This window comes from Pseudomonas sp. PvP025, from assembly GCF_017832155.1.
Lineage (GTDB): Bacteria > Pseudomonadota > Gammaproteobacteria > Pseudomonadales > Pseudomonadaceae > Aquipseudomonas.
Map to the genome: position 1 here is coordinate 4190730 of NZ_JAFIBJ010000001.1, position 23681 is coordinate 4214410.

Annotated in this window: 18 protein-coding genes, 1 tRNA gene and 2 pseudogenes; 17 read left to right on the top strand and 4 right to left on the bottom strand. The window is 56.5% G+C overall.

What is annotated here, in order from left to right; all coding sequences use genetic code 11:
- Nucleotides 1-12: 12 nt before the first annotated feature.
- Nucleotides 13-309: an immunity protein Tsi6 family protein gene (locus JOE32_RS18245; RefSeq protein ID WP_209987119.1), complete on the bottom strand. Its 297-nt coding sequence runs from the start codon at nt 307-309 to the stop codon at nt 13-15.
- A complete protein-coding gene (locus JOE32_RS18250; RefSeq protein ID WP_209987122.1) occupies nt 306-1751 on the bottom strand; it encodes a polymorphic toxin type 46 domain-containing protein in 1446 nt (481 codons plus the stop codon). Before JOE32_RS18250 ends, JOE32_RS18245 begins: the two co-directional genes overlap by 4 nt.
- 580 nt (nt 1752-2331) lie before the next feature.
- Here JOE32_RS18250 and JOE32_RS18255 point away from each other — a divergent pair.
- The 14 genes and pseudogenes from JOE32_RS18255 to JOE32_RS18320 all read left to right on the top strand — a co-directional run bounded on the left by JOE32_RS18255 (nt 2332) and on the right by JOE32_RS18320 (nt 18670).
- Complete coding sequence (locus tag JOE32_RS18255) at nt 2332-4182, top strand: type VI secretion system tip protein TssI/VgrG (RefSeq protein ID WP_209987125.1); 1851 nt, start codon at nt 2332-2334, stop codon at nt 4180-4182.
- An 11-nt stretch (nt 4183-4193) separates the two neighbouring features.
- Nucleotides 4194-4772, top strand: a complete 579-nt coding sequence (locus JOE32_RS18260; protein ID WP_209987127.1) for a hypothetical protein — start codon at nt 4194-4196, stop codon at nt 4770-4772.
- Between the two features lie 34 nt (nt 4773-4806).
- On the top strand, nt 4807-5274 hold the full coding sequence (locus tag JOE32_RS18265) for a DUF1795 domain-containing protein (protein ID WP_209987130.1): 468 nt from the start codon (nt 4807-4809) through the stop codon (nt 5272-5274).
- A 5-nt stretch (nt 5275-5279) separates the two neighbouring features.
- Nucleotides 5280-9470: an RHS repeat-associated core domain-containing protein gene (locus JOE32_RS18270; protein WP_209987133.1), complete on the top strand. Its 4191-nt coding sequence runs from the start codon at nt 5280-5282 to the stop codon at nt 9468-9470.
- Nucleotides 9455-10000: a hypothetical protein gene (locus tag JOE32_RS18275; RefSeq protein ID WP_209987137.1), complete on the top strand. Its 546-nt coding sequence runs from the start codon at nt 9455-9457 to the stop codon at nt 9998-10000. The genes JOE32_RS18270 and JOE32_RS18275 overlap by 16 nt, the downstream gene beginning before the upstream one ends.
- 175 nt (nt 10001-10175) lie before the next feature.
- Nucleotides 10176-13331, top strand: a pseudogene (locus tag JOE32_RS18280) (RHS repeat-associated core domain-containing protein); the annotation flags it as partial.
- Between the two features lie 362 nt (nt 13332-13693).
- Nucleotides 13694-14230, top strand: coding sequence for a hypothetical protein (locus tag JOE32_RS18285; RefSeq protein ID WP_209987141.1), 537 nt, complete (start codon nt 13694-13696; stop codon nt 14228-14230).
- Nucleotides 14231-14290: 60 nt separating this feature from the next.
- Complete coding sequence (locus JOE32_RS18290) at nt 14291-14557, top strand: hypothetical protein (protein ID WP_209987144.1); 267 nt, start codon at nt 14291-14293, stop codon at nt 14555-14557.
- A 114-nt stretch (nt 14558-14671) separates the two neighbouring features.
- A pseudogene (locus tag JOE32_RS18295) lies at nt 14672-15180 on the top strand (type IV secretion protein Rhs); the annotation flags it as partial.
- A 414-nt stretch (nt 15181-15594) separates the two neighbouring features.
- Nucleotides 15595-15987: a DUF2846 domain-containing protein gene (locus JOE32_RS18300; RefSeq protein ID WP_209990605.1), complete on the top strand. Its 393-nt coding sequence runs from the start codon at nt 15595-15597 to the stop codon at nt 15985-15987.
- 78 nt (nt 15988-16065) lie between these two features.
- On the top strand, nt 16066-16758 hold the full coding sequence (locus JOE32_RS18305; RefSeq protein WP_209987147.1) for a hypothetical protein: 693 nt from the start codon (nt 16066-16068) through the stop codon (nt 16756-16758).
- A 192-nt stretch (nt 16759-16950) separates the two neighbouring features.
- Entirely contained in the window at nt 16951-17631 is a 681-nt protein-coding gene (locus JOE32_RS18310) for a CsgG/HfaB family protein (protein WP_209987149.1), read from the top strand.
- A 29-nt stretch (nt 17632-17660) separates the two neighbouring features.
- Complete coding sequence (locus JOE32_RS18315; RefSeq protein ID WP_003238711.1) at nt 17661-18023, top strand: DUF4810 domain-containing protein; 363 nt, start codon at nt 17661-17663, stop codon at nt 18021-18023.
- Nucleotides 18020-18670, top strand: a complete 651-nt coding sequence (locus JOE32_RS18320) for a DUF799 domain-containing protein (RefSeq protein ID WP_003238713.1) — start codon at nt 18020-18022, stop codon at nt 18668-18670. The genes JOE32_RS18315 and JOE32_RS18320 overlap by 4 nt, the downstream gene beginning before the upstream one ends.
- A 51-nt stretch (nt 18671-18721) precedes the next feature.
- On the opposite strand, the gene JOE32_RS18325 is transcribed toward JOE32_RS18320, so the two are convergent.
- Nucleotides 18722-19996, bottom strand: a complete 1275-nt coding sequence (locus JOE32_RS18325; protein ID WP_245229064.1) for a M10 family metallopeptidase C-terminal domain-containing protein — start codon at nt 19994-19996, stop codon at nt 18722-18724.
- Nucleotides 19997-20592: 596 nt separating this feature from the next.
- Between JOE32_RS18325 and JOE32_RS18330 the strand changes: the two genes are divergently transcribed.
- Nucleotides 20593-21165 carry an RNA polymerase sigma factor gene (locus JOE32_RS18330; protein WP_209987152.1) on the top strand — a complete coding sequence of 191 codons (573 nt, stop codon included), beginning with the start codon at nt 20593-20595 and terminating at the stop codon, nt 21163-21165.
- Nucleotides 21162-21701 carry a hypothetical protein gene (locus tag JOE32_RS18335; RefSeq protein WP_209987155.1) on the top strand — a complete coding sequence of 180 codons (540 nt, stop codon included), beginning with the start codon at nt 21162-21164 and terminating at the stop codon, nt 21699-21701. The genes JOE32_RS18330 and JOE32_RS18335 overlap by 4 nt, the downstream gene beginning before the upstream one ends.
- 45 nt (nt 21702-21746) lie before the next feature.
- On the opposite strand, the gene JOE32_RS18340 is transcribed toward JOE32_RS18335, so the two are convergent.
- A tRNA-Arg gene (locus tag JOE32_RS18340) sits at nt 21747-21823 on the bottom strand.
- Between the two features lie 370 nt (nt 21824-22193).
- Between JOE32_RS18340 and gabD the strand changes: the two genes are divergently transcribed.
- Nucleotides 22194-23636, top strand: coding sequence for an NADP-dependent succinate-semialdehyde dehydrogenase (gene gabD, locus JOE32_RS18345; RefSeq protein ID WP_057009892.1), 1443 nt, complete (start codon nt 22194-22196; stop codon nt 23634-23636).
- Nucleotides 23637-23681 lie beyond the last annotated feature (45 nt).

Sequence of the window (23681 nt, forward strand, 5' to 3'; positions counted from 1 at the left end):
TGGCTCGCGAGGTCAATCAGGAAGCTGTATTTTCAACCCGCGAGCCGATTGAATAGCAACGTAGTAAGCATCCTTCAATGCTCTTGCCAGCTCCGGATCATTCTCTTCGAACTCCTTCGACGCAATTGCGCCGATGCTGAGCTGATGCAGCCTGGATTTGTCGGTTTCTGAGCCGTCAAAAACCGCTTTCACATAGTCCAGTTGTTTGAGAAGCAGGTCGTAGACCGGAAATTGTGGGCATGCGTTACGGCGGTCCGCCGTCAGCTCAATGGCTTTTTGAACATAAGCGAGGGGAGTTGCTAATTTCATGGGTTACCCGGAGTGATGAGCTTGAAAAGTTCTCGCTGTCCAGAGGTCATTTGTCGGGCTCCGCCAATCGCATCAAACGGTTGTGAGGGGACAGACCAGTTGTCGAGCACGGGGGCAGACGTGCTTCGTAGCAGCGTGACTTTTTCGGTGGTTTGATAAACGTTGACAATTTTCGGCACGACAGTTTCGGTTTTATAGATCTGACCCAGAGGGTTGATACCCAGTTGGGAAGGAACGATATCGGGGGTCGGAGAATACCACATGCCCTGTCTGCCTCCTGGCACCTGGAATTGCCAGAGTTTCTTGCCACTGTTGATTGTCTCGACGCTGACAGGCTTCGTGAAGTCCAGTCCGTTCATGTAGCCCTCGTAGTCCGCTGGTTTGTATCCCTGGGACTTGAAGAAATTGGCGGCTGTTTCCTGGTTACCGCGAATATTGATGTCCTGGACGAGATCGCCTGTTCGCCCAAACTTCTTGTTCAAATAATCCCGGCGTGACGCTAGGTCGGTCACAGGTTCTGCGGCCGGTTTGGCAGCGGGTTGGTCGCGGAGCGGCGCGGGCTCTGGTTCTGCACGTTTCAGCGGTGCGGGATCCTTCACCTGCAATTCCGGCTGCGCCAGCATCTTCTGCTCATTCCTCGCCAGCCAGGTGGCAAACTGCTTGTTCGAAATCTCCGCCTGCAACTTGGCACTTCGCGCCGCGATGCTGTCCATGCTGGTCATGACCCCGGACTTGATCTGCCCACGGGTCAGGTAGGTCACAATAGCCGTCAGCAACAGCAATACCAGTTGCTCCTGCCCGCGTGCCAGTTGCCGCGCCGCACGTTCGGTGCGCTCTTGCACTTGTGCTGCGGAGCCGCCTGACGGGTCGAGCCCGGACGGTTTGACGCCGTCCTCTGCATGCCACGCTGTGGCAAGGCCTTCCTGCAGCGTGGAGAGGCAGGCGGGCAAGCCCTGATAAAAATACTCAGCGATGGCCGACAAGCCCAGTGCCATCAGGATCAGATTGCCGACCTGCAAACCTATACCTGCCCCGGCTACCGCGCCAGGGGCAGCGCCGACACCAAACGCAAACGCTCCCGCAGCGCCACCGGCGATGGTGCCGACAGCCACACTGGCGCCAAGGATCATCGACACTTCCTTGACCAGTTGCAGCAGCACAGGAAGGATCTGCTCGATTTCGATCGAGGCCCACTTGCGTTTCAGGTCTGACTGGATAATCGGGTAGGACAACGTCATGGCGTGGCGGACGTTATCAATCCGGTTGCCGCCCATGTAGCCATAGGCGTGGCTGGCTCCATCACCGACGCGCCGCGTGAAGCCATTCCAGCTGTCGTTGGCGCTCTGCAAGCCCTCATTGACACCCTGGTTCAGCTCACCGAATTTCTGATCGAGGTTTCGCTCGATGTCGTCCCAACTGGGGATATTGGCTAAAAGGTCCATTTACACGTCACTGTCCTTGTATGGGATGCGAATGCGAAAAAGTCTCTTTCGAAGCAGAGGCGCCGAGTTAGCTCATCCGGATAATGGGTGGCCATTGGCCGCAATCTCTAATCTCAGTATGCCAGCGAAATTTCACCACGCGGGCATTCTTCTTATAGGAGCACGTTTCTGCAATGATGGCATAAGGGCTCTATCTGCTATTTATTTGCGGCTGAGACAGCTCTGTACTGGGTGTTGCGCGGGTTTGCGTGTTATCCCCTCATCAAAAACAAGCTCTGAATAATTTTGTAAGCGATGAGCCGCTTCACGTTACGCCCTTCTCAAAAAAAATACCTCGGGTTGACACGACGATACCCATCGGTGTCTCCTTTCCCACGCTCATAAAATCGGCACTTTTACCTGGCGCTGTGGTCCGACCGTCCAGAGTGATAGCGCGTTGGTTATCCATCCAGTGATGGCCGTTTGGCCATCTTTGTAGCCTGGGTGGAGCTGCGCTTGGGCATAACCCAGTTGTCTGTTCGTAACCAGCAGTTGCCGAGTACCGGCAGTCGCTTACTATCATGCTTCCAGGGAGATACACATGTTGACGGACCTTGCCGGGTTGCTTTCGACCCAGAACCGGCGCCTTTTCAAGTTCAAGAACCTTGCCAATCCTGAGCAAGAGTTACTGCTTGAGTCTTTCAAGGGCGTGGAAGGTCTGTCGCGTGCCTATAACTTCGAACTGCTACTGGTGTGCCAGGACTCCGGTGTTGAACTGAAGTCCATGATGGGCCAACACGTGGTCATCGAGATCGAGCTGGCCGAGGGTGCGCCGCGCTATATCGCAGGCTACCTCACACGTTTTGCCAGCATTGGCAGTGACGGCGGAATGGCGCGTTATACCGCAACGATGAACCCGTGGTTCTCGATGCTCAAGAATCGCTTTGATACGCGGGTCTTTCAGGGCAATACCGTCGAAGAAGTCGTCACTCAGGTGTTTGCGCTGTGCACGGCGTTTTCTCGCCACGAGTTCCGTCTGACCCGCCCGCAGAAGCGCTACACCTACATCACCCAGTACCGTGAAAGCGACTTCAACTTCGTCCAGCGCCTGTTGGAAGAGGAGGGGATGTTCTACTACTTCGAGCACACCGCCGAAACCCACACCATGATCATCTGCGACGACTCCACCACCCTGGTGCCGTTGCCGGAACAACCTCAAATTCGTTTCCACACCGCCTCTGTTACCGAGACGGCCGACTCCATCACCCAGTGGAGCGGAAACCGCCAGTTGCAGTCCGGCAAGATCGCCGTTCAGACCTTCGACTATCGCCAACCCGGCAACCGCCTGCCAGTGGCGATGAAGAGCCTGAACAAGCAAGGCGATGTGGATGATTTCGAGATATATGACTTCCCTGGTCAATACACCCACGGCACTTACGACGAAGGCGAAGCGCTGGTGCGCTTGCGTGTCGAAGCATTGGAACTCAAAGGCAAAAGCTTCCAGGGCGCGAGCAACTGCCGGGCGATGAAACCGGGCTACACGTTCGAACTTTTGCAGCATTACGACCACGATCAGGGCTCACCCGACGACCGCCAGTTCCTGCTGATGAGCGTCGAAAGCGAAGGCCACAACAATTACCTCAATGGGCACCAGGCGAGCTACTTCAACACCTTCGCCTGCGTGCGCAAAAAGATAGTCTTCCGCCCGCAACTCACCACGCCACGCCCAACCATTTCCGGTCCACAGACGGCGATCATCGTGGGGCCTGCGGGTGAGGAAATCTTCACCGACGAACTGGGCCGGGTAAAAGTGCAGTTTCACTGGGACCGTAAGGGCGAACACAACGACAAAAGCTCTTGCTGGGTCCGCGTCGCCCAAACCGGCGCGAGCGGTGGCTTCGGCAGCATCCAGATCCCGCGAGTCGGCGACGAAGTGGTGGTGGTGTTCCTCGACGGCAATCCCGACCGACCTTTGGTCATGGGCAGCCTGTACAACAGCCAGAACACACCGCCATGGTCGTTGCCGGCGAACAAGACGCAGAGTGGTTTTTTAACGCGGTCGACCAAGGGCGATGGCGGCACCGCCAACTTTTTCCGCTTCGAAGACAAGGCCGGCGCCGAGCAGATCATCATGCACGCCGAGCGCAACCTGGACACCGAAATCGAGGTTGATGAGAGCCACAGTGTTGGTAGCAACCGCACGATCACAGTAGGTGGTACACACACCGAAACGATCAAGAAAGACACGGTGATGAACGTGCAGGAAGGGTCGCTGACGATTCAGGTCGACAACCAGTTCATCCAGGTCAATGCCAAGCAGCACATCATTCTGCAGGTGGGTGACAGTAGCATCACGCTGACGCCGGACGGTATCGAGATCAAAGGCAATGCCATCGATATTCTTGGCAAAAACACCTTCATTCAGGGTGATCGGGTCGATATCAACAAGTAAGGGATTCGAGCATGGTCCGCACGAGCATTTACGACCGTATTTCCGAAAAGCGCTTGGCGCTCGAACAGGCTGACCGCGAGAAACAGGCTTCGCCTATTGTTCAACCCGAACCTGAGCCTGTTCCAGAGCCCGTTATGGCCCTGCAGGAGACGCCAAGCAGTTTCAGCTTTGGCGGCTTTAACCTGGCATTTGCGCCGGGTTTTCGCTTCCGCGACATCCACACCACCCTTGAGCACGAGGGTGAGTCCATCGTGCTGACGATCAAACGCCGTGACGTACATGAGGGCCAGACACTGCAGCAGCTTCTGGATGGGGCGATGCAACCGTTATACAAAATTTATCCGCAGTTACGGATCATTCGTGAGTCTGATCGTAACGTGGCCGGCAATGCGGCAAAGTCGCTGGACTTCCATTTCACTTCGGGCCAGGACGAGCGCCATGGACGCTTTGTCGGTGCCATTGTGCCTTTGGACGGGGGCGATGAGCGGCAGTGGTTGAGTATTTCCTGCGTGATTGACCCCACCAAGCCATGCCTCAGCCGATGGCTGATCGACTTTGACAGCATGCTTGATGGTCTTGCCTCGCGCTAAAACCCTTTTTGTTGATTTCAGGAATTTATTTCAAATGGATTACGAGTTGCAGGAAGGAAGTATCGTGCTGCCGACAGGTTTTCAAGACCGCACGGTGAACATGTTTGTATTGGGTGCGAGCGTGCCCGCCCCGCTGAGTATCACGATTTCCAGAGATGTATTGCTGCCCGCTGAAGCTCTTAAAGCGTACGTTGATCGCCAAATCAAAATGCTGGCTTCCAAACTGCGTGGCTACACGGTTCTCGGCACAAAGAGCGTTTCGCTTTCCACCTCGGCCCCTATAGACGGAGTACAGATCGACGCCTATTACATGACCGAGGGACGGCCGTTCTACCAGCGCCAGGCAGCCTTCTTGATTGAGCCCAGCCGCGCGATCATCTTCTCGACCACCGCGCCAGCGGACTTCAGCAACGAGCAAAACCAGGACTGGATCAACCTGCTCGCCAGCTTCCAGCCGCGTCAACCAGACGTGACCCAGACCGACTCCGGCCAGCAGGAGTAACGCGTATGTTCGAAGCGGCCAGGTTTGGTGATGAGCTGTCGCATACCAGTGCGCTGGGCGGATTCCTGATCGGCGCCGCTCTCGGTATCGCGCTGGTTGCCACGGTTGCTATCGCCACGTTCACCTGTGGGTTTGGTGTGGCACTTCTGGCCGGGTTGGCTGCCGGGGTAGGAGGTAGCCTGCTGACCGCCGCAGGGGAGGCGATAGGGAAGATGTTTTCTTCGCCCTCGGGAACCATTATTACCGCCTCGGACAACGTGTTTATCAACAGTCGCAAGGCCGCTCATGTTGAAGCCAGCTTCGGCGCCTGCGACAAGCACCCCGGCCCGGTGCAGGTTGCGGAGGGCTCGACCAATGTGTTTATCAACAGCACGGCAGCGGCCCGCAAAGACGACAAGATGACCTGCGGCGCGACCATTTCCAGCGGATCGAATAACGTATTTATTGGTGGCGGCACCCACCGTTACCTGCCGGTCGACGATGAAATTCCCGGCTGGCTGCGCACCACGGTGGATGTGCTTATGGCCATCGCCGGTGCGGCGGGCGGTATCGCTCAACTGATCAAAGCCGGGAGCCAGGCCGGGATGAAGGCCATCATGCCGTGCGTGATGAAATTCACCGCAGGTTTCGTGGCCGGTGAAGTGGCCAGCCGCGTGATCATTGGGCCTGCCATCGAACGCGCGATTGGTGGTCTGGCCGGCAACCCGGTCGACCTCACCACGGGGCGCAAGATCATTCCTGACGAAGTCGACTTCAGCCTGCCGGGGCTGATGCCCATTGAGTGGTCACGTTTTTACGCCAGCGACCTGAGCGTCGATAGCATTCTGGGTAAGGGCTGGGTGTTGCCGTGGGAGCAAAGCCTGCGTCGCAGCGGAGAATTTGTTTACCTGACTGATAACCAGGGGCGCAGCGTCCCTTTTGTTAATGTCCAGCCAGGCGAACGCATCTATAACCCGCATGAGCAGGTCTATCTGGTTTGTACTGAGGGTGGCCATTACCTGCTGCAGACGCTCGACAATATCTTCTTCTACTTCGGCGAAGTGCCCAACAGCAACGCAGTCGTACCGCTGCAGCGTATCGAAAATGCACTCGGTCATTTCCTGCACTTCACTCGCACCGTCGACGGTACGCTTACAGACATCAGCGCCACGGGCGGTGTGCGCGTTCACCTTCACTACGACAACCCCCTGGGGCGCCTGACCGACGTCAAACGTGTGGTCGATAACGAAGCGGTTGAAACCCTCGTGCAATATCGCTACGACGACAATGGCCAACTCGCCGAAGTGATCAACCGTAATGGCGATTCGGTGCGGCGGTTCAGCTACATTGACGGCGTCATGGCCAGCCACACCAACGCCTTGGGCCTGAGCTGCAACTATCGCTGGGAAACCCTTGATGGCAAACCACGCGTGGTCGAACACTGGACCAGCGACGGCGAGCACTTTCACTTCCGTTACGATTTCAAACAACGGACTTCGTGGGCCACTGACGTGTTGGGCCGCGAGCTGGAAATCCACTACAACGCCGATCACCGGGTAATTGCCAGCCGTGACTACGGTGGCGAACGTTACGCCATCGACATTGACGACACCGGCAATATGACCGGTGTCACCTTGCCCGATGGTCAGACGATTGCGCTCAAGTACGATGAATATTCGCGCCTTGTCGAAGAAACCGACCCGCTCGGCAGGAAGATCCACTACAAGTATTTCGTACTCACCACACTGGTGACGCAAGTCACCTACCCTGATGGCAGCGTCTGGAAAGCCCGCTACGACGCCAAGGGCAACTTGATCGCTGAAATCGATGCCATGGGCAACTCCACCGAATACCTCAACGGCGAAGATGGCCTGCCGCACACCATCATTGATGCCACGCGCAAATCGAAATACCTGTGGTGGAACAACCTCGCGCAGGTCGAGCGCTTTCAGGATTGCTCAGGCAAGAGCACCTATTACCGTTATGACGAACGGCAGTACCTGGTCGCCGTCACCGACGCCTTGAACCAGACTACAAAACTTGAGCGTAAGCCCGACGGCGAAGTGCTGCGTATCGACCACCCAGACGGCACTGCCGAGTCGTTTACCTACAACGCTCTCGGCCAGGTCCTCACGCACACCGATGGCAAAGGCCAGACCACCCGATTACTGCGCACCGCACGTGGCTTGCCTAGCAGCCGCCAGGACGCCAAGGGCCAGCGCATTCGGTACGAGTACGACAAAGCCATTCGCCTGACCGCACTGGTCAACGAAAACAACGCGGCGTACCAATTTGCCTACGACGCCTCGGACCGCTTGATTGAAGAAAAACGCATCGACAACCTGACGCGCCGTTTCAGCTACTCCATTGGCGGTCATCTGACCCGTGTTGACGAAATCGGCTATGGGGAACGAGCCGAACGGCCACAACGCCACACCGAGTTTGAGCGTGACCCCATCGGACGATTGTTGGCCAAGCTGAACGACGACGCGCGTCAGGACTATGAGTACGACGAGGGCGACCGGCTGCTGTCGATTACACGGTCTCCAACCAGTACCGGTAAAAAGCTCGGCGTCTCACCAGAAAAACTTGAATTTGCCTACGACATCCTTGGCCGCCTGATCCAGGAAACCACACCCCAAGGCGCACTGGCCTACGAATACGATCCTCTGAGCAACCTGACCACACTGACGCTTCCCACTGGCCAACACCTCAACCACCTTTATTACGGCAGCGGCCACCTGCACCAACTCAACCTCGACGGCCAAGTGATCAGCGACATGGAACGCGACGACCTGCACCGCGAGGTCTATCGCACCCAGGGCACCCTCACGAGTTGCTTCGGCTACGACGCCATGGGGCGCAAGACGTGGCAGTTCGCTTCAACCTTGCCCGCCGAAAAACTCTCCGGTGTTCACAACCCCGGCGTCAACACCAGCCTGCTGGTCGAGCACGCTTACAACCCGATTCACCGCCGCTACCAGTACGACCCCGCCGGCGAACTGGTCCGCACGCTCGACAAGTTGCGCGGCGAGATTAAATACGAGTACGAAGCCAACGGCCAACTGCATAGCCGCGATACTGGCCGGTTGGTGGACAGTGAAGAGTTTCGCTATGACGCGGCAGCCAACCGTCTTAACTTCAATACGAGCCAATTTGACCAGGTCAAAGACAACCGGATCAAGAAGTGGCGCGATCAGGAATATGCCTACGACGCGTGGGGCAACCTGATCGAAAAACGCAGCGGGATTACCCGACTTCAAACGTTCAGCTACGACTGCGAAAACCGCCTGGTCGGGGCTGAAACGATGGTCAACAGCAGGCTTGAAAGCACCGGCACGTATCGTTATGACAGCCTGGGCCGGCGTGTCGGAAAAACCTCTGAAATCAACGGCAAAACGCAGCACAAAAACTTCCTCTGGCAAGGCTTGCGCATGTTGCGTGAGGAAAGCCCACAACAAAGCAGCCTCTACATCTACGAACCCGGCAGCTACGCGCCGTTAGCAAGAGTCGACCAAAGCGAAGGAGAAGCGCAAAAGCTTTACTACTTCCACACCGACCAGATCGGTACGCCGCTGGAAATGACGGACCCGGACGGTCAGATCGTTTGGCAGGCGACGTATAGGGCGTGGGGCGAGATTGAAACGCTGGCGGTGAGTGAGGTTGAGCAGAACCTGCGGTTTCAGGGGCAGTATTTTGATGATGAGACGGGGCTGCACTACAACACGTTTCGGTATTACGATCCGCAGGTGGGGCGGTTTATAACACAGGACCCGATTGGGTTGTTGGGTGGGGATAATCTTTATCAGTACGGCAATAACCCAATGCGTTGGATAGACCCTTGGGGGCTCTCAGAACTACTTGGCCTTGTTACTGAAGCTCATGGCCTCCTTGACCCGACTGCCCAGAAATTCAAAACAACTGCGCTGGGAATGAGCGAGGATGGAAAGTTATTTATCGCTTCTAGTGATAAAACAGTACCGAAAGTTCAAAGGGAGTGGGCCCAGGGAAAAGGTATCTCTATAGTTAATGGGCAAGGACATGCAGAGGAAACCATCATAAAAGCAGGCAAAGGTGCCACTAACATTGACGCATCACGTGGTGTATGTCTCGACTGTGAGCACTTGATGAAAGAGCACGGCGTAAAAACAGAAACGCATTCTACAGGTAAGAAAAGTCGAAAGCGTCTTGGAGGAGCAACATGCAATATGATTTGATTTTTAAAAGCGAGAAAGTTTTTTCAAAATTTGAAAATTTAAATAGTCAGCAAAAAATATTAGTTATCGCCGCTTATCTTTATAGGCAGTTTCGACTCATTAAGGCGTTCGATCAAGTTTACTCTGAAAAGTTATCTGAGCTCTTTATAAGTGCGCTTGGCGCTGCTGTCGATAATGCTTCAGGTCTTATAAAACGTACTCAGGAAGAGGTTGAAGCTAATATACCCGATACAGACGAGTTTTCTGAGCAGGAGGGGAGTTTTGCACAAAACTTAATGATCTCACTAAATTACTTTCTGTTGTTTGTAATGCATTTGGATTATTCGGATCTTGACCGATGCGTGAATATGTTCCTCCAGAATATTGATTTGCTAAATTATGAGGCAGATGAAAGTTATGATGAGGGACAGATTATATTGGCGGAGATTGAAGTGGCTTTATCGTTAGTCGAGCAGGTTCCAGTAGCTATCCGAAATAATTACACAAATATAGAAGCTGTAAAGCTACTCGCACGGCAGCATCTTGTTTGAGTTTTAGAACAATGACATGCACCGCTAGGTCTATCGCACTCACTACAGACTCGCAAGTGACCTGAGTGGGTAATTCGTTAACTAAAAGCCCTTGTAAATACTGGCTTAGGCAATTAAAATTTGCTCTTTAATAATTAAAATTTCAATACTCCTTGAAGAGTAGAGTTATTGGGCGCGCGCGGTTGGCGGCCTGACCGGCAACCCGGTCGACCTCACCACCGGGCGCAAGATCATTCCTGACGAAGTCGACTTCAGCCTGCCGGGGCTGATGCCCATTGAGTGGTCACGTTTTTACGCCAGCGATCTGAGCGTCGATAGCATTCTGGGTAAGGGCTGGGTGTTGCCGTGGGAGCAAAGCCTGCGTCGCAGCGGAGAATTTGTTTACCTGACTGATAACCAGGGGCGCAGCGTCCCTTTTGTTAATGTCCAGCCAGGCGAACGCATCTATAACCCGCATGAGCAGGTCTATCTGGTTTGTACTGAGGGTGGCCATTACCTGCTGCAGACGCTCGACAATATCTTCTTCTACTTCGGCGAAGTGCCCAACAGCAACGCAGTCGTACCGCTGCAGCGTATCGAAAATGCACTCGGTCATTTCCTGCACTTCACTCGCACCGTCGACGGTACGCTTACAGACATCAGCGCCACGGGCGGTGTGCGCGTTCACCTTCACTACGACAACCCCCTGGGGCGCCTGACCGACGTCAAACGTGTGGTCGATAACGAAGCGGTTGAAACCCTCGTGCAATATCGCTACGACGACAATGGCCAACTCGCCGAAGTGATCAACCGTAATGGCGATTCGGTGCGGCGGTTCAGCTACATTGACGGCGTCATGGCCAGCCACACCAACGCCTTGGGCCTGAGCTGCAACTATCGCTGGGAAACCCTTGATGGCAAACCACGCGTGGTCGAACACTGGACCAGCGACGGCGAGCACTTTCACTTCCGTTACGATTTCAAACAACGGACTTCGTGGGCCACTGACGTGTTGGGCCGCGAGCTGGAAATCCACTACAACGCCGATCACCGGGTAATTGCCAGCCGTGACTACGGTGGCGAACGTTACGCCATCGACATTGACGACACCGGCAATATGACCGGTGTCACCTTGCCCGATGGTCAGACGATTGCGCTCAAGTACGATGAATATTCGCGCCTTGTCGAAGAAACCGACCCGCTCGGCAGGAAGATCCACTACAAGTATTTCGTACTCACCACACTGGTGACGCAAGTCACCTACCCTGATGGCAGCGTCTGGAAAGCCCGCTACGACGCCAAGGGCAACTTGATCGCTGAAATCGATGCCATGGGCAACTCCACCGAATACCTCAACGGCGAAGATGGCCTGCCGCACACCATCATTGATGCCACGCGCAAATCGAAATACCTGTGGTGGAACAACCTCGCGCAGGTCGAGCGCTTTCAGGATTGCTCAGGCAAGAGCACCTATTACCGTTATGACGAACGGCAGTACCTGGTCGCCGTCACCGACGCCTTGAACCAGACTACAAAACTTGAGCGTAAGCCCGACGGCGAAGTGCTGCGTATCGACCACCCAGACGGCACTGCCGAGTCGTTTACCTACAACGCTCTCGGCCAGGTCCTCACGCACACCGATGGCAAAGGCCAGACCACCCGATTACTGCGCACCGCACGTGGCTTGCCTAGCAGCCGCCAGGACGCCAAGGGCCAGCGCATTCGGTACGAGTACGACAAAGCCATTCGCCTGACCGCACTGGTCAACGAAAACAACGCGGCGTACCAATTTGCCTACGACGCCTCGGACCGCTTGATTGAAGAAAAACGCATCGACAACCTGACGCGCCGTTTCAGCTACTCCATTGGCGGTCATCTGACCCGTGTTGACGAAATCGGCTATGGGGAACGAGCCGAACGGCCACAACGCCACACCGAGTTTGAGCGTGACCCCATCGGACGATTGTTGGCCAAGCTGAACGACGACGCGCGTCAGGACTATGAGTACGACGAGGGCGACCGGCTGCTGTCGATTACACGGTCTCCAACCAGTACCGGTAAAAAGCTCGGCGTCTCACCAGAAAAACTTGAATTTGCCTACGACATCCTTGGCCGCCTGATCCAGGAAACCACACCCCAAGGCGCACTGGCCTACGAATACGATCCTCTGAGCAACCTGACCACACTGACGCTTCCCACTGGCCAACACCTCAACCACCTTTATTACGGCAGCGGCCACCTGCACCAACTCAACCTCGACGGCCAAGTGATCAGCGACATGGAACGCGACGACCTGCACCGCGAGGTCTATCGCACCCAGGGCACCCTCACGAGTTGCTTCGGCTACGACGCCATGGGGCGCAAGACGTGGCAGTTCGCTTCAACCTTGCCCGCCGAAAAACTCTCCGGTGTGCACAACCCCGGCGTCAACACCGGCCTGCTGGTCGAGCACGCTTACAACCCGATTCACCGCCGCTACCAGTACGACCCCGCCGGCGAACTGGTCCGCACGCTCGACAAGTTGCGCGGCGAAATCAAGTACGAATACGAAGCCAACGGCCAACTGCATAGCCGCGATACTGGCCGGTTGGTGGACAGTGAAGAGTTTCGCTATGACGCGGCAGCCAACCGTCTTAACTTCAATACGAGCCAATTTGACCAGGTTAAAGACAACCGCATCAAGCAATGGCGCGATCAGGAATACCGCTACGACGCGTGGGGCAACCTGATCGAAAAACGCAGCGGGATTACCCGACTTCAAACGTTCAGCTACGACTGCGAAAACCGCCTGGTCGGCGCTGAAACGATGGTCAACAGCAGGCTTGAAAGCACTGGCACCTATCGCTATGACAGCCTGGGCCGGCGTGTCGGCAAAACCTCTGAAATCAACGGCAAAACGCAGCACAAAAACTTCCTCTGGCAAGGCTTGCGCATGTTGCGTGAGGAAAGCCCACAACAAAGCAGCCTCTACATCTACGAACCCGGCAGCTACGCGCCGTTAGCAAGAGTCGACCAAAGCGAAGGAGAAGCGCAAAAGCTTTACTACTTCCACACCGACCAGATCGGTACGCCGCTGGAAATGACGGACCCGGACGGTCAGATCGTTTGGCAGGCGACGTATAGGGCGTGGGGCGAGATTGAAACGCTGGCGGTGAGTGAGGTTGAGCAGAACCTGCGGTTTCAGGGGCAGTATTACGATGATGAGACGGGACTGCACTACAATACGTTTCGGTATTACGATCCGCAGGTGGGGCGGTTTATAACGCAGGATCCGATAAGTGTTCTCGGTGGTGCCAACCTCTATCAATATGCTTTAAATCCCTTGAGCTGGTTAGATCCGTTAGGTTGGGCAGGTAACCCTGCGAATGCCACTCATATAACGTATCAGGGCATAAAAAATGGTAAGCCATATGTTGGATATGCTAGCAAGCCAGGGTTAGGGCATTCAGCTCAAGATGTACTGGACTACAGATATTCGAATACTGCACACTTTGATGTAGTCCCTGAACCAATTTTTGTCGGTGACGGGCAAGCAGGTAAAGACATTGCGCGTGGGCTAGAGCAGCGAACATTTGAAGAGCGAGGCGGTTTGGATAAGACTTCAAATAAGCAGAATCCTGTAGGGAAAAACAATCCCAATAGAAATAGATATCTAACAGCTGCAGACGACTATAAGGCAAGTGGTAGTAAAACAGCTGGAGTTAAAGGGGTAGCATGTTGAAAACGTTAAAGTGGCAAAAAGATTTGGTATTGAGCGTTCAGGTTGAAAAGGATCTGTTTACCTTGGCGCAGATGCGAGAGAATTATCTTCTTGAGTTTTTCGATGTGTTTAGATGTGATGAGAATTGGGAAGGAGTAGATCTAAATAGCGCAAAAATAATATTTTGTATTTTTGTATCCCCCAAAAACATTAAAAGTATATTTTCGGATCGCGCTGTTGATGATTCGGTCATTCGAAATAATCGCCCCGTCAAGAAACGTATGTTGTCGGCTAACTTCGATGAAGTGGGGGGGGCAGATTTAATTGATCTTTCGGATAAGTACTCTAATATTGATGCCGATTTAGTAAAGGCAGGCTTGACACTTGAGAAAGATCTAGACCTAATTTATGAGTACGATCTATGTGGGATGGCTGGTAGTCCTGAAAAAATACTCAATCGACTTAAAATATATTTTGACACTGGTGTCAACTGGGATCCATCTAAGAAGTACCTTTTCCCAGGGATCGAGCCTCCACAGCCGTCTCGTTAATTATTCATTATAGGGGATTAAATTTTTTTTACAGATTCCGAACTTTATGAGAAACTCGACTTGCTGGAGGGAGATGAAAATCTTCTAATACAGATTCGTACGGTTATTTCTGAGCTGGTTTTTGATTTGAAAAGTTTGCCAGAGTCAAGCTTTGGGAAAGGGGCGCTTCCCATGTTTAGGAATTGTGTTATCAAGCTAAACGGTTTTGAAATGGAAATTGAGACGGTTGAGAGAGAGTCCATATTGGATGTTCTTTATCAGTTAGGTGAGTTAGTTGGGCTTTCCAGAAGTAGCGAGTTTCTGGAGAAGTGGCGTGGTGATTGGTGATTTAACTAAGTTTTACTGTGATTAGGCTAGTGGCTCTATGATTTCGGCGTAAAAGCAGGAAGCAGGGGAATCTTTAAAAGTAACGAGGCCTATGGCGGTTAACGTGTCCTCGCGAAGAAAATCTCGATTTTTCCCTACTATGTAAGTAGCCGCTTGCTCCAAGAGACCACACCTCAAGCGCACTGGCTTACGAATACGATTACGGCAGCGGCCACCTGCACCAACTCAACCTCGACGGCCAAGTGATCAGCGACATGGAGCGCGACGACCTGCACCGCGAGGTCTATCGCACCCAGGGCACCCTCACGAGTTGCTTCGGCTACGACGCCATGGGGCGTAAGACGTGGCAGTTCGCTTCAACCTTGCCCGCCGAAAAACTCTCCGGTGTGCACAACCCCGGCGTCAACACCAGCCTGCTGGTCGAGCACGCTTACAACCCGATTCACCGCCGCTACCAATACGACCCCGCTGGCGAACTGATCCGCACGCTCGACAAACTGCGCGGCGAGATCAAATACGAGTACGAAGCTAACGGCCAGTTGCACAGTCGTGATACTGGCCGGTTGGTGGATAGTGAAGAGTTCACGTATGACGCGGCGGCGAACCGACTGAACTTCAATGCCAGTGCAGTAAAACCTACATTTAATCCCGGATGCTGTGTTCCCGACTCCAACATCGAAAAGTCCACTTCCACCCAAGCCGGTCTACTTCCGAAAGTTCATCGACGGCCTACACGTACTCACGAGGATGACTAATTCTCGCCGCCGTGGACTGCGAACCTCTCACCACTTAACGCGCTATTCGCCGTTGGCTGGGTGTGTTTATCGAGCGGTTACTAATGTCTTCGCCTTCATTGCCGACACACTGGCGATGACTAAACGCATCACCCCGCCACGCCGGTAATCGCTGGCGCTCCCCATTCCGTTTTACCGCTGCACACAAGGAAGAAGTACATGATCAGGCTGTTCTGCAAAGCTGCTGTTGTGTTGTCTCTGGTCACGCTGTTTGGCTGTTCCTCGACGCCTTCCGTCGAGAAAATGCAGGCTGATGTGGCGAACTATTCGTTGCCCAAGGCTGCCGTCGCCGACAAAGGCCTGGTGTATGTGGTGCGTCCAAGCAACGTTGGGATGTTGGTACGGTTCAATGTATTCCTGGATGACAAGGAAGCTGCTTCGGAGATGGGTTACAACCGGGGTAATCAATACATTTATTTCTTCGTGACGCCGGGCAAGCATGTGATCAGTTCCAAAGCCGAGAACTGGGCTGACTTGCAGATCAGCGTGAAGGCGGGTGAGGTTGTTTACCTTAAGCAGGAAGTCGAAATGGGCTTCGCCGTGGCGCGCAACGGCCTCAAGTCGCTGAGCGATCTGGAAGGCCGTTATCTGGTCAAGGATGCATCCCTGGGTACCGTCATAAAAGAAAGCAAGTGATCTGAGCGCGCTTGAAGCAGCCGGGACCTGAGCCCGGCCGCTTTTCATCTTCTTATCCCAAAACACCAAGGGACTGCCGTGAAAAACCTTCTCCTCATTCTCCTCACCACCCTCATCCTCGGCGGCTGCGTCAGCCATCCGCTCACACCGGAAAATCGCGCGCAGGTCAAAACGGTGAAAGTGCTGCCCGTGAAGTGGGGCAAGAACATGGTGTATTTCGGTCGTGAACAGGCCTGGGGCGCGGCGCTGGGGGCCGGGCTGGGTGCCGGTGTGGGCATGGCGAGCGGGGCGTCCAGGGTGGGGACCGCGGCGTTGAGCGGTGCGGGGTTTGCCGCCGGCATGAAGCTTGGGCAGTTGGCTGAAATGTCGACGCCGGCGGCGATATTGACGGTGATGGACGCCGAAAACATCGACGTGGGTGTATTGCTCAAGCAGGGCTTTGTCGATGCGCTGGGCAAGACGTCAACGCTCAAGGTGGTGGGTGGCGATGAGCCCGCCGATGCGCAGATTCAGCTGACGGTGACCGAGTGGGGGTTTCGCCTGACCCAGGGTTTCAGCAGCGTGATCTACCCGACCATTTCGGTGATTGCGCAGATGGACCGTGGCGACCAGATGATCTGGCGCACGTTTGAGACGATCACACCGTTCAATGGCCAGAATGTGTATGGCTACACGCCGCTGACCTACCGCACCGACCCCGAGGCCTTGCGCCGGGCGCTGACCGGGATCACGCAGATCTCCGGCCAGTATCTGGTGAAGGAGCTCAAGTAAGCCTAGTGGATCTTCATGTTCTGCAGGGTTCACATATCCGCGCGAAACAACTTGAGAACCCCCCTTAACTCCGTAAAATGCGCCAGCCGTTGCGGCACTACAGGTTCAGGGACGAATGCAGACGCACGTGTTACTCCTCCCGGAATCGCCGCTGGCCTCAGCTCTGCCGATTTTCCATTTCAGGAGCAACACGTGAAGACACTCTCCAAAATCCTGCTGTCTGGCCTCACCGCCGCAGCGCTGTTGACCGTGGCCGGTTGCGCCACCGAGAGCAACCGCGCGATGCCGGTGGAGCAGGTCGCCAGCGCCAAGATCGCCTATTCCGGCGTGCGCGTGCCGATTGCCGTGGGCAAGTTCGATAACCGCTCCAGCTACATGCGCGGCATCTTCTCCGATGGCGTCGACCGCCTCGGTGGCCAGGCCAAGACCATCCTCATTACCCACCTGCAGCAGACCAACCGCTTCAACGTGCTGGATCGCGACAACATGGGCGAAATCTCCCAGGAAGCCGCGATCAAAGGCGCCGTGCAGAAGCTCAAGGGCGCTGACTACGTAGTGACCGGCGATGTAACCGAGTTCGGTCGCAAAGAGACCGGCGACCGCCAACTGTTCGGCATTCTTGGCCGTGGCAAAACCCAGGTGGCCTACGCCAAAGTTGCACTGAATATCGTCAACATCAGCACGTCCGAAGTGGTGTATTCCACCCAGGGCGCCGGTGAGTACGCGCTGTCCAACCGTGAAGTGATCGGCTTCGGCGGCACCGCCAGCTACGACTCCACCCTCAATGGCAAGGTGCTGGACCTGGCCATGCGCGAAGCGATCAATCGTCTGGTCGACGGCATCAACGCCGGCGCCTGGAACCCGCGCAACTGATCAGCCACACCACAAGGAGCAGTACACGGATGAGCAAGGCAGTGAAGTTGGCGTTGATGCTGACAGCAATCGCAGCGGTCGCCGGGTGCCAGACGGCGCCCCAGCCCCTGTATCAATGGGAAAGCTATCAGCCGCAGGTTTACGAGTACTTCAAGGGCGAGCCCAAGGAGGCGCAAGTCGAGGCACTCGAGCGCGATCTGCAGAAGATCAACGCCAGTGGCCGCAAGGCGCCGCCGGGTTACCACGCGCATTTGGGCATGCTGTACATGAGCATGGGCAAGGATGACCAGATGGTGCAGGAGCTGCGTACCGAAAAGGCGTTGTTCCCCGAGTCCGCCGCATACATGGACTTTCTGCTGAAAAACGCCAAGGCCGGAGTCGCCCTCAAATGAACCTCTTGAAACTCACCGGCGCCTTGCTGGCCCTGGCTTTGCTCGGCGGTTGCGCGGCGCCCAAGACCATTGATTACACGGCCTACAAACAGGCGCGGCCCAAGTCGATCCTAGTGCTGCCGCCGATCAATGAGTCGCCAGAAGTGCAGGCCTCCTACAGCCTTGTGTCGCAGGTGACCTACCCGTTGGCCGAAGCCGGCTACTACGTGTTGCCGATCGCGCTGGTGGACGAAACCTTCCGCCAGAACGGCCTGACCACCGCCAACGATATCCAGGCCGTGCCGCCCACCAAACTGCATGACATCTTTGGTGCCGACGCAGCGCTGTACATCACGGTCAGCGAGTACGGCACCAAGTACATGCTGATCTCCAGCGACACCTCCGTGACGGCTTCGGCCAAACTGGTCGACCTGCGTACCGGCACCACGCTGTGGACCGGCGCGGCGCGTGCGTCCAGCGAGGAAGGCAACAACAACGGCGGCGGCCTGGTGGGCATGCTGATCACGGCGGCGGTCAAGCAGGTGATCAACAGCTCCACCGATGCGGCGCACCCGATTGCCGGGATTACCAGCGCTCGCCTGCTGTCGGCAGGGCAACGCACCGGCATTCTGTATGGCCCGCGTAATCCGAAATACGGCACCGACTGACGTGTTTTAAAAGCCCTGCCTGGCCGCCTGGTCAGCGCAGGCTTTTGCTGTTCAGTTCACCAGGATGTCCTTGGGCTTGATCAATTGCAGGCTGTTCACCCGGAACCCTGGCTTGCCTGTGCCGGTCAGGTCGATGGCGACGAAATAGCGATGGATAGCCGGGTCGAAACTGACGATGGTTTCGCCGGCGCGCCCGGTGAAGGCAGTGACGAGTTTGAGGTGTGTATTGGCTTCGTTCTCGAGGCTGCGCAGGTCCATTTTGTCGACGCCGGTAGCGAGGTCCATGATTTCATCCGGTGCCTCAGGCGTGGAATCGCTGGCGCGTTCATAGACAAACGTGTCGGCGCCTCGGCCGCCGCGCAGCCGGTCCGCACCGCTGCGGCCCGTGAGCCGGTTAGCAGCGTCGTTACCGATCAAGGTGTCATGGCCGGAACCGCCGACGGCATTTTCAATGGTGCAGTCGCGCGCGATGGAAACGTTGCCTCGCAAGCCCCCCACATCGGAGAACGAACCCGCCCTGAGGTTGATGACCTGGTCGTTTCCGTAACCCGAGACATCCAGCGTGTCGTTGCCCCCGCCGTCCCAGACGCAGAACGCGGCGCTGTCCCGGTAATTTCGAAGGGAGTAGTAATCCCTGCCGCTATTGGAATTGAAGCCGTAGGTGTTGTCTTCCCGACGAATGTGATGATTGGCCCCGTACCTTTTTTGCACGGCGCTGATGTCGTCCATCATTGGTGCTTTCGGCAGTTCTCCAAGCTGTTTGCCGCAGTGTTCGGCGTCGAAGTAACTCATAACGCTATGAGCTCTGGAGTCCTGTACGTGGTGAGGCGCCTTTGCCCCGCTCCAACCGTCGTAATGGCCCGGATGAGTCAGCCCTAAGGTGTGACCAATTTCGTGGGTCAGATCGTGGCGTGTCACTCGGCGTGGGTTGTAAAGCGTATTGCCGCTGTTCCAGAAGTGCCCGGGGAAAAAGCCCACTGCAGTGCCGACGTGTCTGGAAATGCCGAAGCTCAATCGACCTTCTGTCTGGCAATCGCTCTGAGTGAACTCCAGGTTGGCGACATCACTCCAGGATTGCATGGAGCGCCGGGCGTCCTGTTTTTGAGCTTCGTTGAACCGTTGCGCATGGGTGTTGAAGGTATAGGCAATTTCAGTCTTGCCGTTCTGATCCCGGTCATCCCACTTTTCCGTTTTCCGGGTGAGTTGCTCAACGGCTTGCTGCTTGTCGAGCGAGCGCTTGTGGATCCTGGCCGCGTGCGGATCGTCCCGGCGCAGGGTCTGGTCGTAGTCGGCGTTGCGAGTACTGCTGGTTGGAGGATGCGGCAAGTGATTTGACTGGACGTAGTGTGGTGGCGCCTTGCGCACATAGCGGTGCGGAATAGACGGCTGCAGAAATGGCCGAAAGAGCGTTCCAAGCCACCGATTGAACGGTCTCAGAGCGGGTTGAGCGTACGGTTGATAGGCATAAAAGGGCGCCCTGAAGTCTATTCTCACGATGGTATTTTCCGCTGGGTGCTGTCACCTTTCCTTACTTGAACGACGCCGCAGACTCCCTGTGCAGGGGGGTAAAACTGCCAGCCCGGGAAAGAGTTTCCAAAGGTGGATATGTGTCCGAACAAGACTTTTTTGGACGGTTGGGCAGAGGGCAAAGTGTTTATGCAATATTCAAATTCAACCCTCGACCCCGTCGCTGCTGGCCGTGCCGCCGAGTCCGTGGAATCTATCCAGATTGACCGGCGAATGAACCTACCGGGTGAATTGCTACGTCTCACCCAAGTGAGTGAATCATTCACACACTCGTTTAAGCCAATACCCCGGCCCTCCACAATCCAGTGTGGGAGGGGGCTTGCGCCCGATAGCGGTATGCCATTCACTGAATTGTCTGACTGACGCGCCGCGACCAACAGGAGCCCGCCCCTCACATGCCCACCCCGGCTGCCTCACCCAGCGACGAATCGCTGCTGGTCCGCTATCGAACCGGTGACGCCGCTGCGTTCGAAGCGCTCTACGCACGTCACCGCCAGGGCCTCTACCGATTTCTCGTGGCCCTGTGCAACAAGGCCGAACTGGCCGAAGAGATCTATCAGGAAACCTGGCTGAGCCTGATCCGCAGCACCACCCAGCCACAGGGCCGCGCGAGTTTTCGCACCTGGCTGTTCCAGATTGCCCGCAACCGCCTGATCGATCATTGGCGCAAGCACGGCATCCACAGCCCACTGCACGACAGCTACGACGAACAACTGCACGCCCAGCCCGACCATGACGCCGGCCCCGAGCAGCAACTGAGCCTGAGCCGCGACCAGGCCCGCCTCGACGCCGCCCTGCAAGGCCTGCCCGACGACCAGCGCGAAGTCTTCCTGCTGCGCCTGCACGGCGACCTCGACGTACCGCAAATCGCCGCCCTCACCAACGCCCCGCTGGAAACCGTCAAAAGCCGCCTGCGCTACGCCCAGCAGAAACTGCGCCGCCTGCTGGCCGAGGAGATCACCGCATGACCGACAAACGCGCCACACCGGATCCCGATGACACGCTGCAGCACTATCGCCAACACAGCCCGGGCGAACCGCCTGCAGCCCTCGACGCCTTCCTCCTCGACACCGCCCGACGTGAGGCCCCAACGCCGCAGATGAGCGTGTGGCAACGCTGGCGCAACGTCTGTAAACAACCGCGCTGGCAAATGGCATTCGCCACCGTGGCCGGGCTGGCGTTGATGGTGGGGGTGGTGATGCGTGAGCCGGTGGCGCATAACGAGATATCTACCGCTACCTTTTCTGTGCAGGCACCGATGGCCCGGATTGCGATGGCGCCCAGGGATGAGAGTGCAGGGGCGATGGTGGGGCAATCTGCAGTCGAGCGACTTAGCAAACGCGCGCCGGTGGCATCGCCTACGCTGGAGGAGGGGTTGCGGGAGATTGTCGCGCTACGTGAGGCGGGGGAAAGCAGAGCGGCGGATGAGAAGCTGCTGGCGTTGCATGAGCGGTTTCCGCAGGAGGATTTGCCTGGGTTGTTGGAGGGGGTGCGAGGGCGTTGACGTAAAAAAGCCCCAGACCTTTCGACCTGAGGCTTCTTCTATATCTGGTGCACCCGGCGGGATTCGAACCCACGACCCCTGCCTTCGGAGGGCAGTACTCTATCCAGCTGAGCTACGGATGCTTGTGCGGGCGCCATCATACCCATGTCGACCTTGGGCGTCCATGCTGGGTTTGGCCGCTGGATCGTAGGAAACCCTCCCGCCAGGGCTCTGCAGCGGGGGCCGGTGGTCGATGGGGTGGAACGCTGTTCTCACACGCTGATCAGACTCACCGGACACGCGGGCGCTTTTCGTTCTTTTTTTCGAACAGACTATTGCCCTGTACCCCCATTGCTCCTAGGATTCGTTTGAGATTTCAAACGCTCTGTCTCCCGTGCGCCGTTTCACTCACGTTGCGCGCTGGGGCTGATTTCCCTGACGGCAGCCCACAAGGCGCCTTTCTACAACTCTAATTCGCTCCGCGTGCGCGCGGTGCTGTTAAGGAAAGCCGACATGCAGCTCAAAGATACCCAGTTGTTCCGCCAGCAAGCCTTTATCGATGGGGCTTGGGTCGACGCGGACAACGGTCAAACCATCAAGGTCAATAACCCGGCCACGGGCGAGATTCTCGGCACCGTGCCGAAGATGGGCGCCGCGGAAACCCGCCGTGCCATCGAGGCCGCCGACAAGGCGCTGCCGGCCTGGCGCGCCCTTACCGCCAAGGAGCGTGCGAACAAGCTGCGCCGTTGGTTCGAGCTGCTGATCGAAAACCAGGACGACCTCGCTCGCCTGATGACCCTGGAGCAGGGCAAGCCGCTGGCCGAGGCCAAGGGCGAGATCGTCTACGCCGCGTCCTTTATCGAGTGGTTTGCCGAAGAGGCCAAGCGCATCTATGGCGATGTGATTCCCGGCCACCAGCCCGACAAGCGCCTGATCGTGATCAAGCAGCCTATCGGCGTGACCGCTGCCATTACCCCGTGGAACTTCCCGGCCGCGATGATCACCCGTAAAGCCGGCCCGGCCCTGGCCGCCGGTTGCACCATGGTGATCAAGCCGGCGTCGCAAACGCCGTTCTCGGCCCTGGCTCTGGTTGAGCTGGCGCACCGTGCCGGTATCCCGAACGGTGTGCTGAGTGTGGTCACCGGCAGCGCCGGCGACATCGGCGGTGAGCTGACCAGCAACCCGATCGTGCGTAAATTGTCGTTCACCGGCTCCACCGAAATCGGTCGCCAGCTGATGGCCGAATGCGCCAAGGACATCAAGAAAGTGTCCCTGGAGCTGGGCGGCAACGCGCCGTTTATCGTGTTCGATGACGCTGACCTGGATAAGGCCGTCGAAGGCGCGATCATCTCCAAGTACCGCAACAATGGGCAGACCTGTGTCTGTGCCAATCGCCTGTACATTCAGGATTCGGTGTACGACGCGTTCGCCGAAAAACTTAAAGTGGCCGTGGCCAAATTGAAGATCGGCAACGGCCTGGAAGACGGCACCACCACCGGCCCGCTGATCGACGAAAAAGCCGTGGCCAAGGTCAAGGAGCACATCGCTGATGCCCTGAGCAAAGGCGCGAAGCTGTTGGCCGGTGGCAAGGCGATGGAAGGCAACTTCTTCGAGCCAACCATTTTGGTCGATGTGCCGAAGAATGCCGCCGTGGCGAAGGAAGAAACCTTCGGCCCGCTGGCGCCGCTGTTCCGCTTCAAAGACGAAGCCGAAGTGATCGCGATGTCCAACGACACCGAGTTCGGCCTGGCGTCCTACTTCTATGCCCGCGACCTGGGCCGTGTGTTCCGCGTGGCTGAAGCGCTGGAATACGGCATGGTCGGCGTCAACACCGGGTTGATCTCCAACGAAGTGGCGCCGTTCGGCGGCATCAAGGCGTCGGGCCTGGGCCGTGAAGGCTCCAAGTACGGGATCGAGGATTACCTGGAAATCAAATACCTCTGCCTGGGCATCTAAGCCCCGGTTTGGCATTGCAGTAAACGCAAAGGGCACGAGAGCGCT

Excerpts from the sequence above, each read along its gene's own strand:
- JOE32_RS18285 (WP_209987141.1), top strand. The coding sequence starts at position 13,694 with ATGTTGAAAACGTTAAAGTGGCAAAAAGATTTGGTATTGAGCGTTCAG.
- JOE32_RS18260 (WP_209987127.1), top strand. The coding sequence starts at position 4,194 with ATGGTCCGCACGAGCATTTACGACCGTATTTCCGAAAAGCGCTTGGCG.
- gabD (WP_057009892.1), top strand. The coding sequence starts at position 22,194 with ATGCAGCTCAAAGATACCCAGTTGTTCCGCCAGCAAGCCTTTATCGAT.
- JOE32_RS18330 (WP_209987152.1), top strand. The coding sequence starts at position 20,593 with ATGCCCACCCCGGCTGCCTCACCCAGCGACGAATCGCTGCTGGTCCGC.
- JOE32_RS18250 (WP_209987122.1), bottom strand. The coding sequence starts at position 1,751 with ATGGACCTTTTAGCCAATATCCCCAGTTGGGACGACATCGAGCGAAAC.
- JOE32_RS18270 (WP_209987133.1), top strand. The coding sequence starts at position 5,280 with ATGTTCGAAGCGGCCAGGTTTGGTGATGAGCTGTCGCATACCAGTGCG.
- JOE32_RS18255 (WP_209987125.1), top strand. The coding sequence starts at position 2,332 with ATGTTGACGGACCTTGCCGGGTTGCTTTCGACCCAGAACCGGCGCCTT.
- JOE32_RS18300 (WP_209990605.1), top strand. The coding sequence starts at position 15,595 with ATGCAGGCTGATGTGGCGAACTATTCGTTGCCCAAGGCTGCCGTCGCC.
- JOE32_RS18320 (WP_003238713.1), top strand. The coding sequence starts at position 18,020 with ATGAACCTCTTGAAACTCACCGGCGCCTTGCTGGCCCTGGCTTTGCTC.
- JOE32_RS18265 (WP_209987130.1), top strand. The coding sequence starts at position 4,807 with ATGGATTACGAGTTGCAGGAAGGAAGTATCGTGCTGCCGACAGGTTTT.
- JOE32_RS18275 (WP_209987137.1), top strand. The coding sequence starts at position 9,455 with ATGCAATATGATTTGATTTTTAAAAGCGAGAAAGTTTTTTCAAAATTT.
- JOE32_RS18315 (WP_003238711.1), top strand. The coding sequence starts at position 17,661 with ATGAGCAAGGCAGTGAAGTTGGCGTTGATGCTGACAGCAATCGCAGCG.
- JOE32_RS18245 (WP_209987119.1), bottom strand. The coding sequence starts at position 309 with ATGAAATTAGCAACTCCCCTCGCTTATGTTCAAAAAGCCATTGAGCTG.
- JOE32_RS18335 (WP_209987155.1), top strand. The coding sequence starts at position 21,162 with ATGACCGACAAACGCGCCACACCGGATCCCGATGACACGCTGCAGCAC.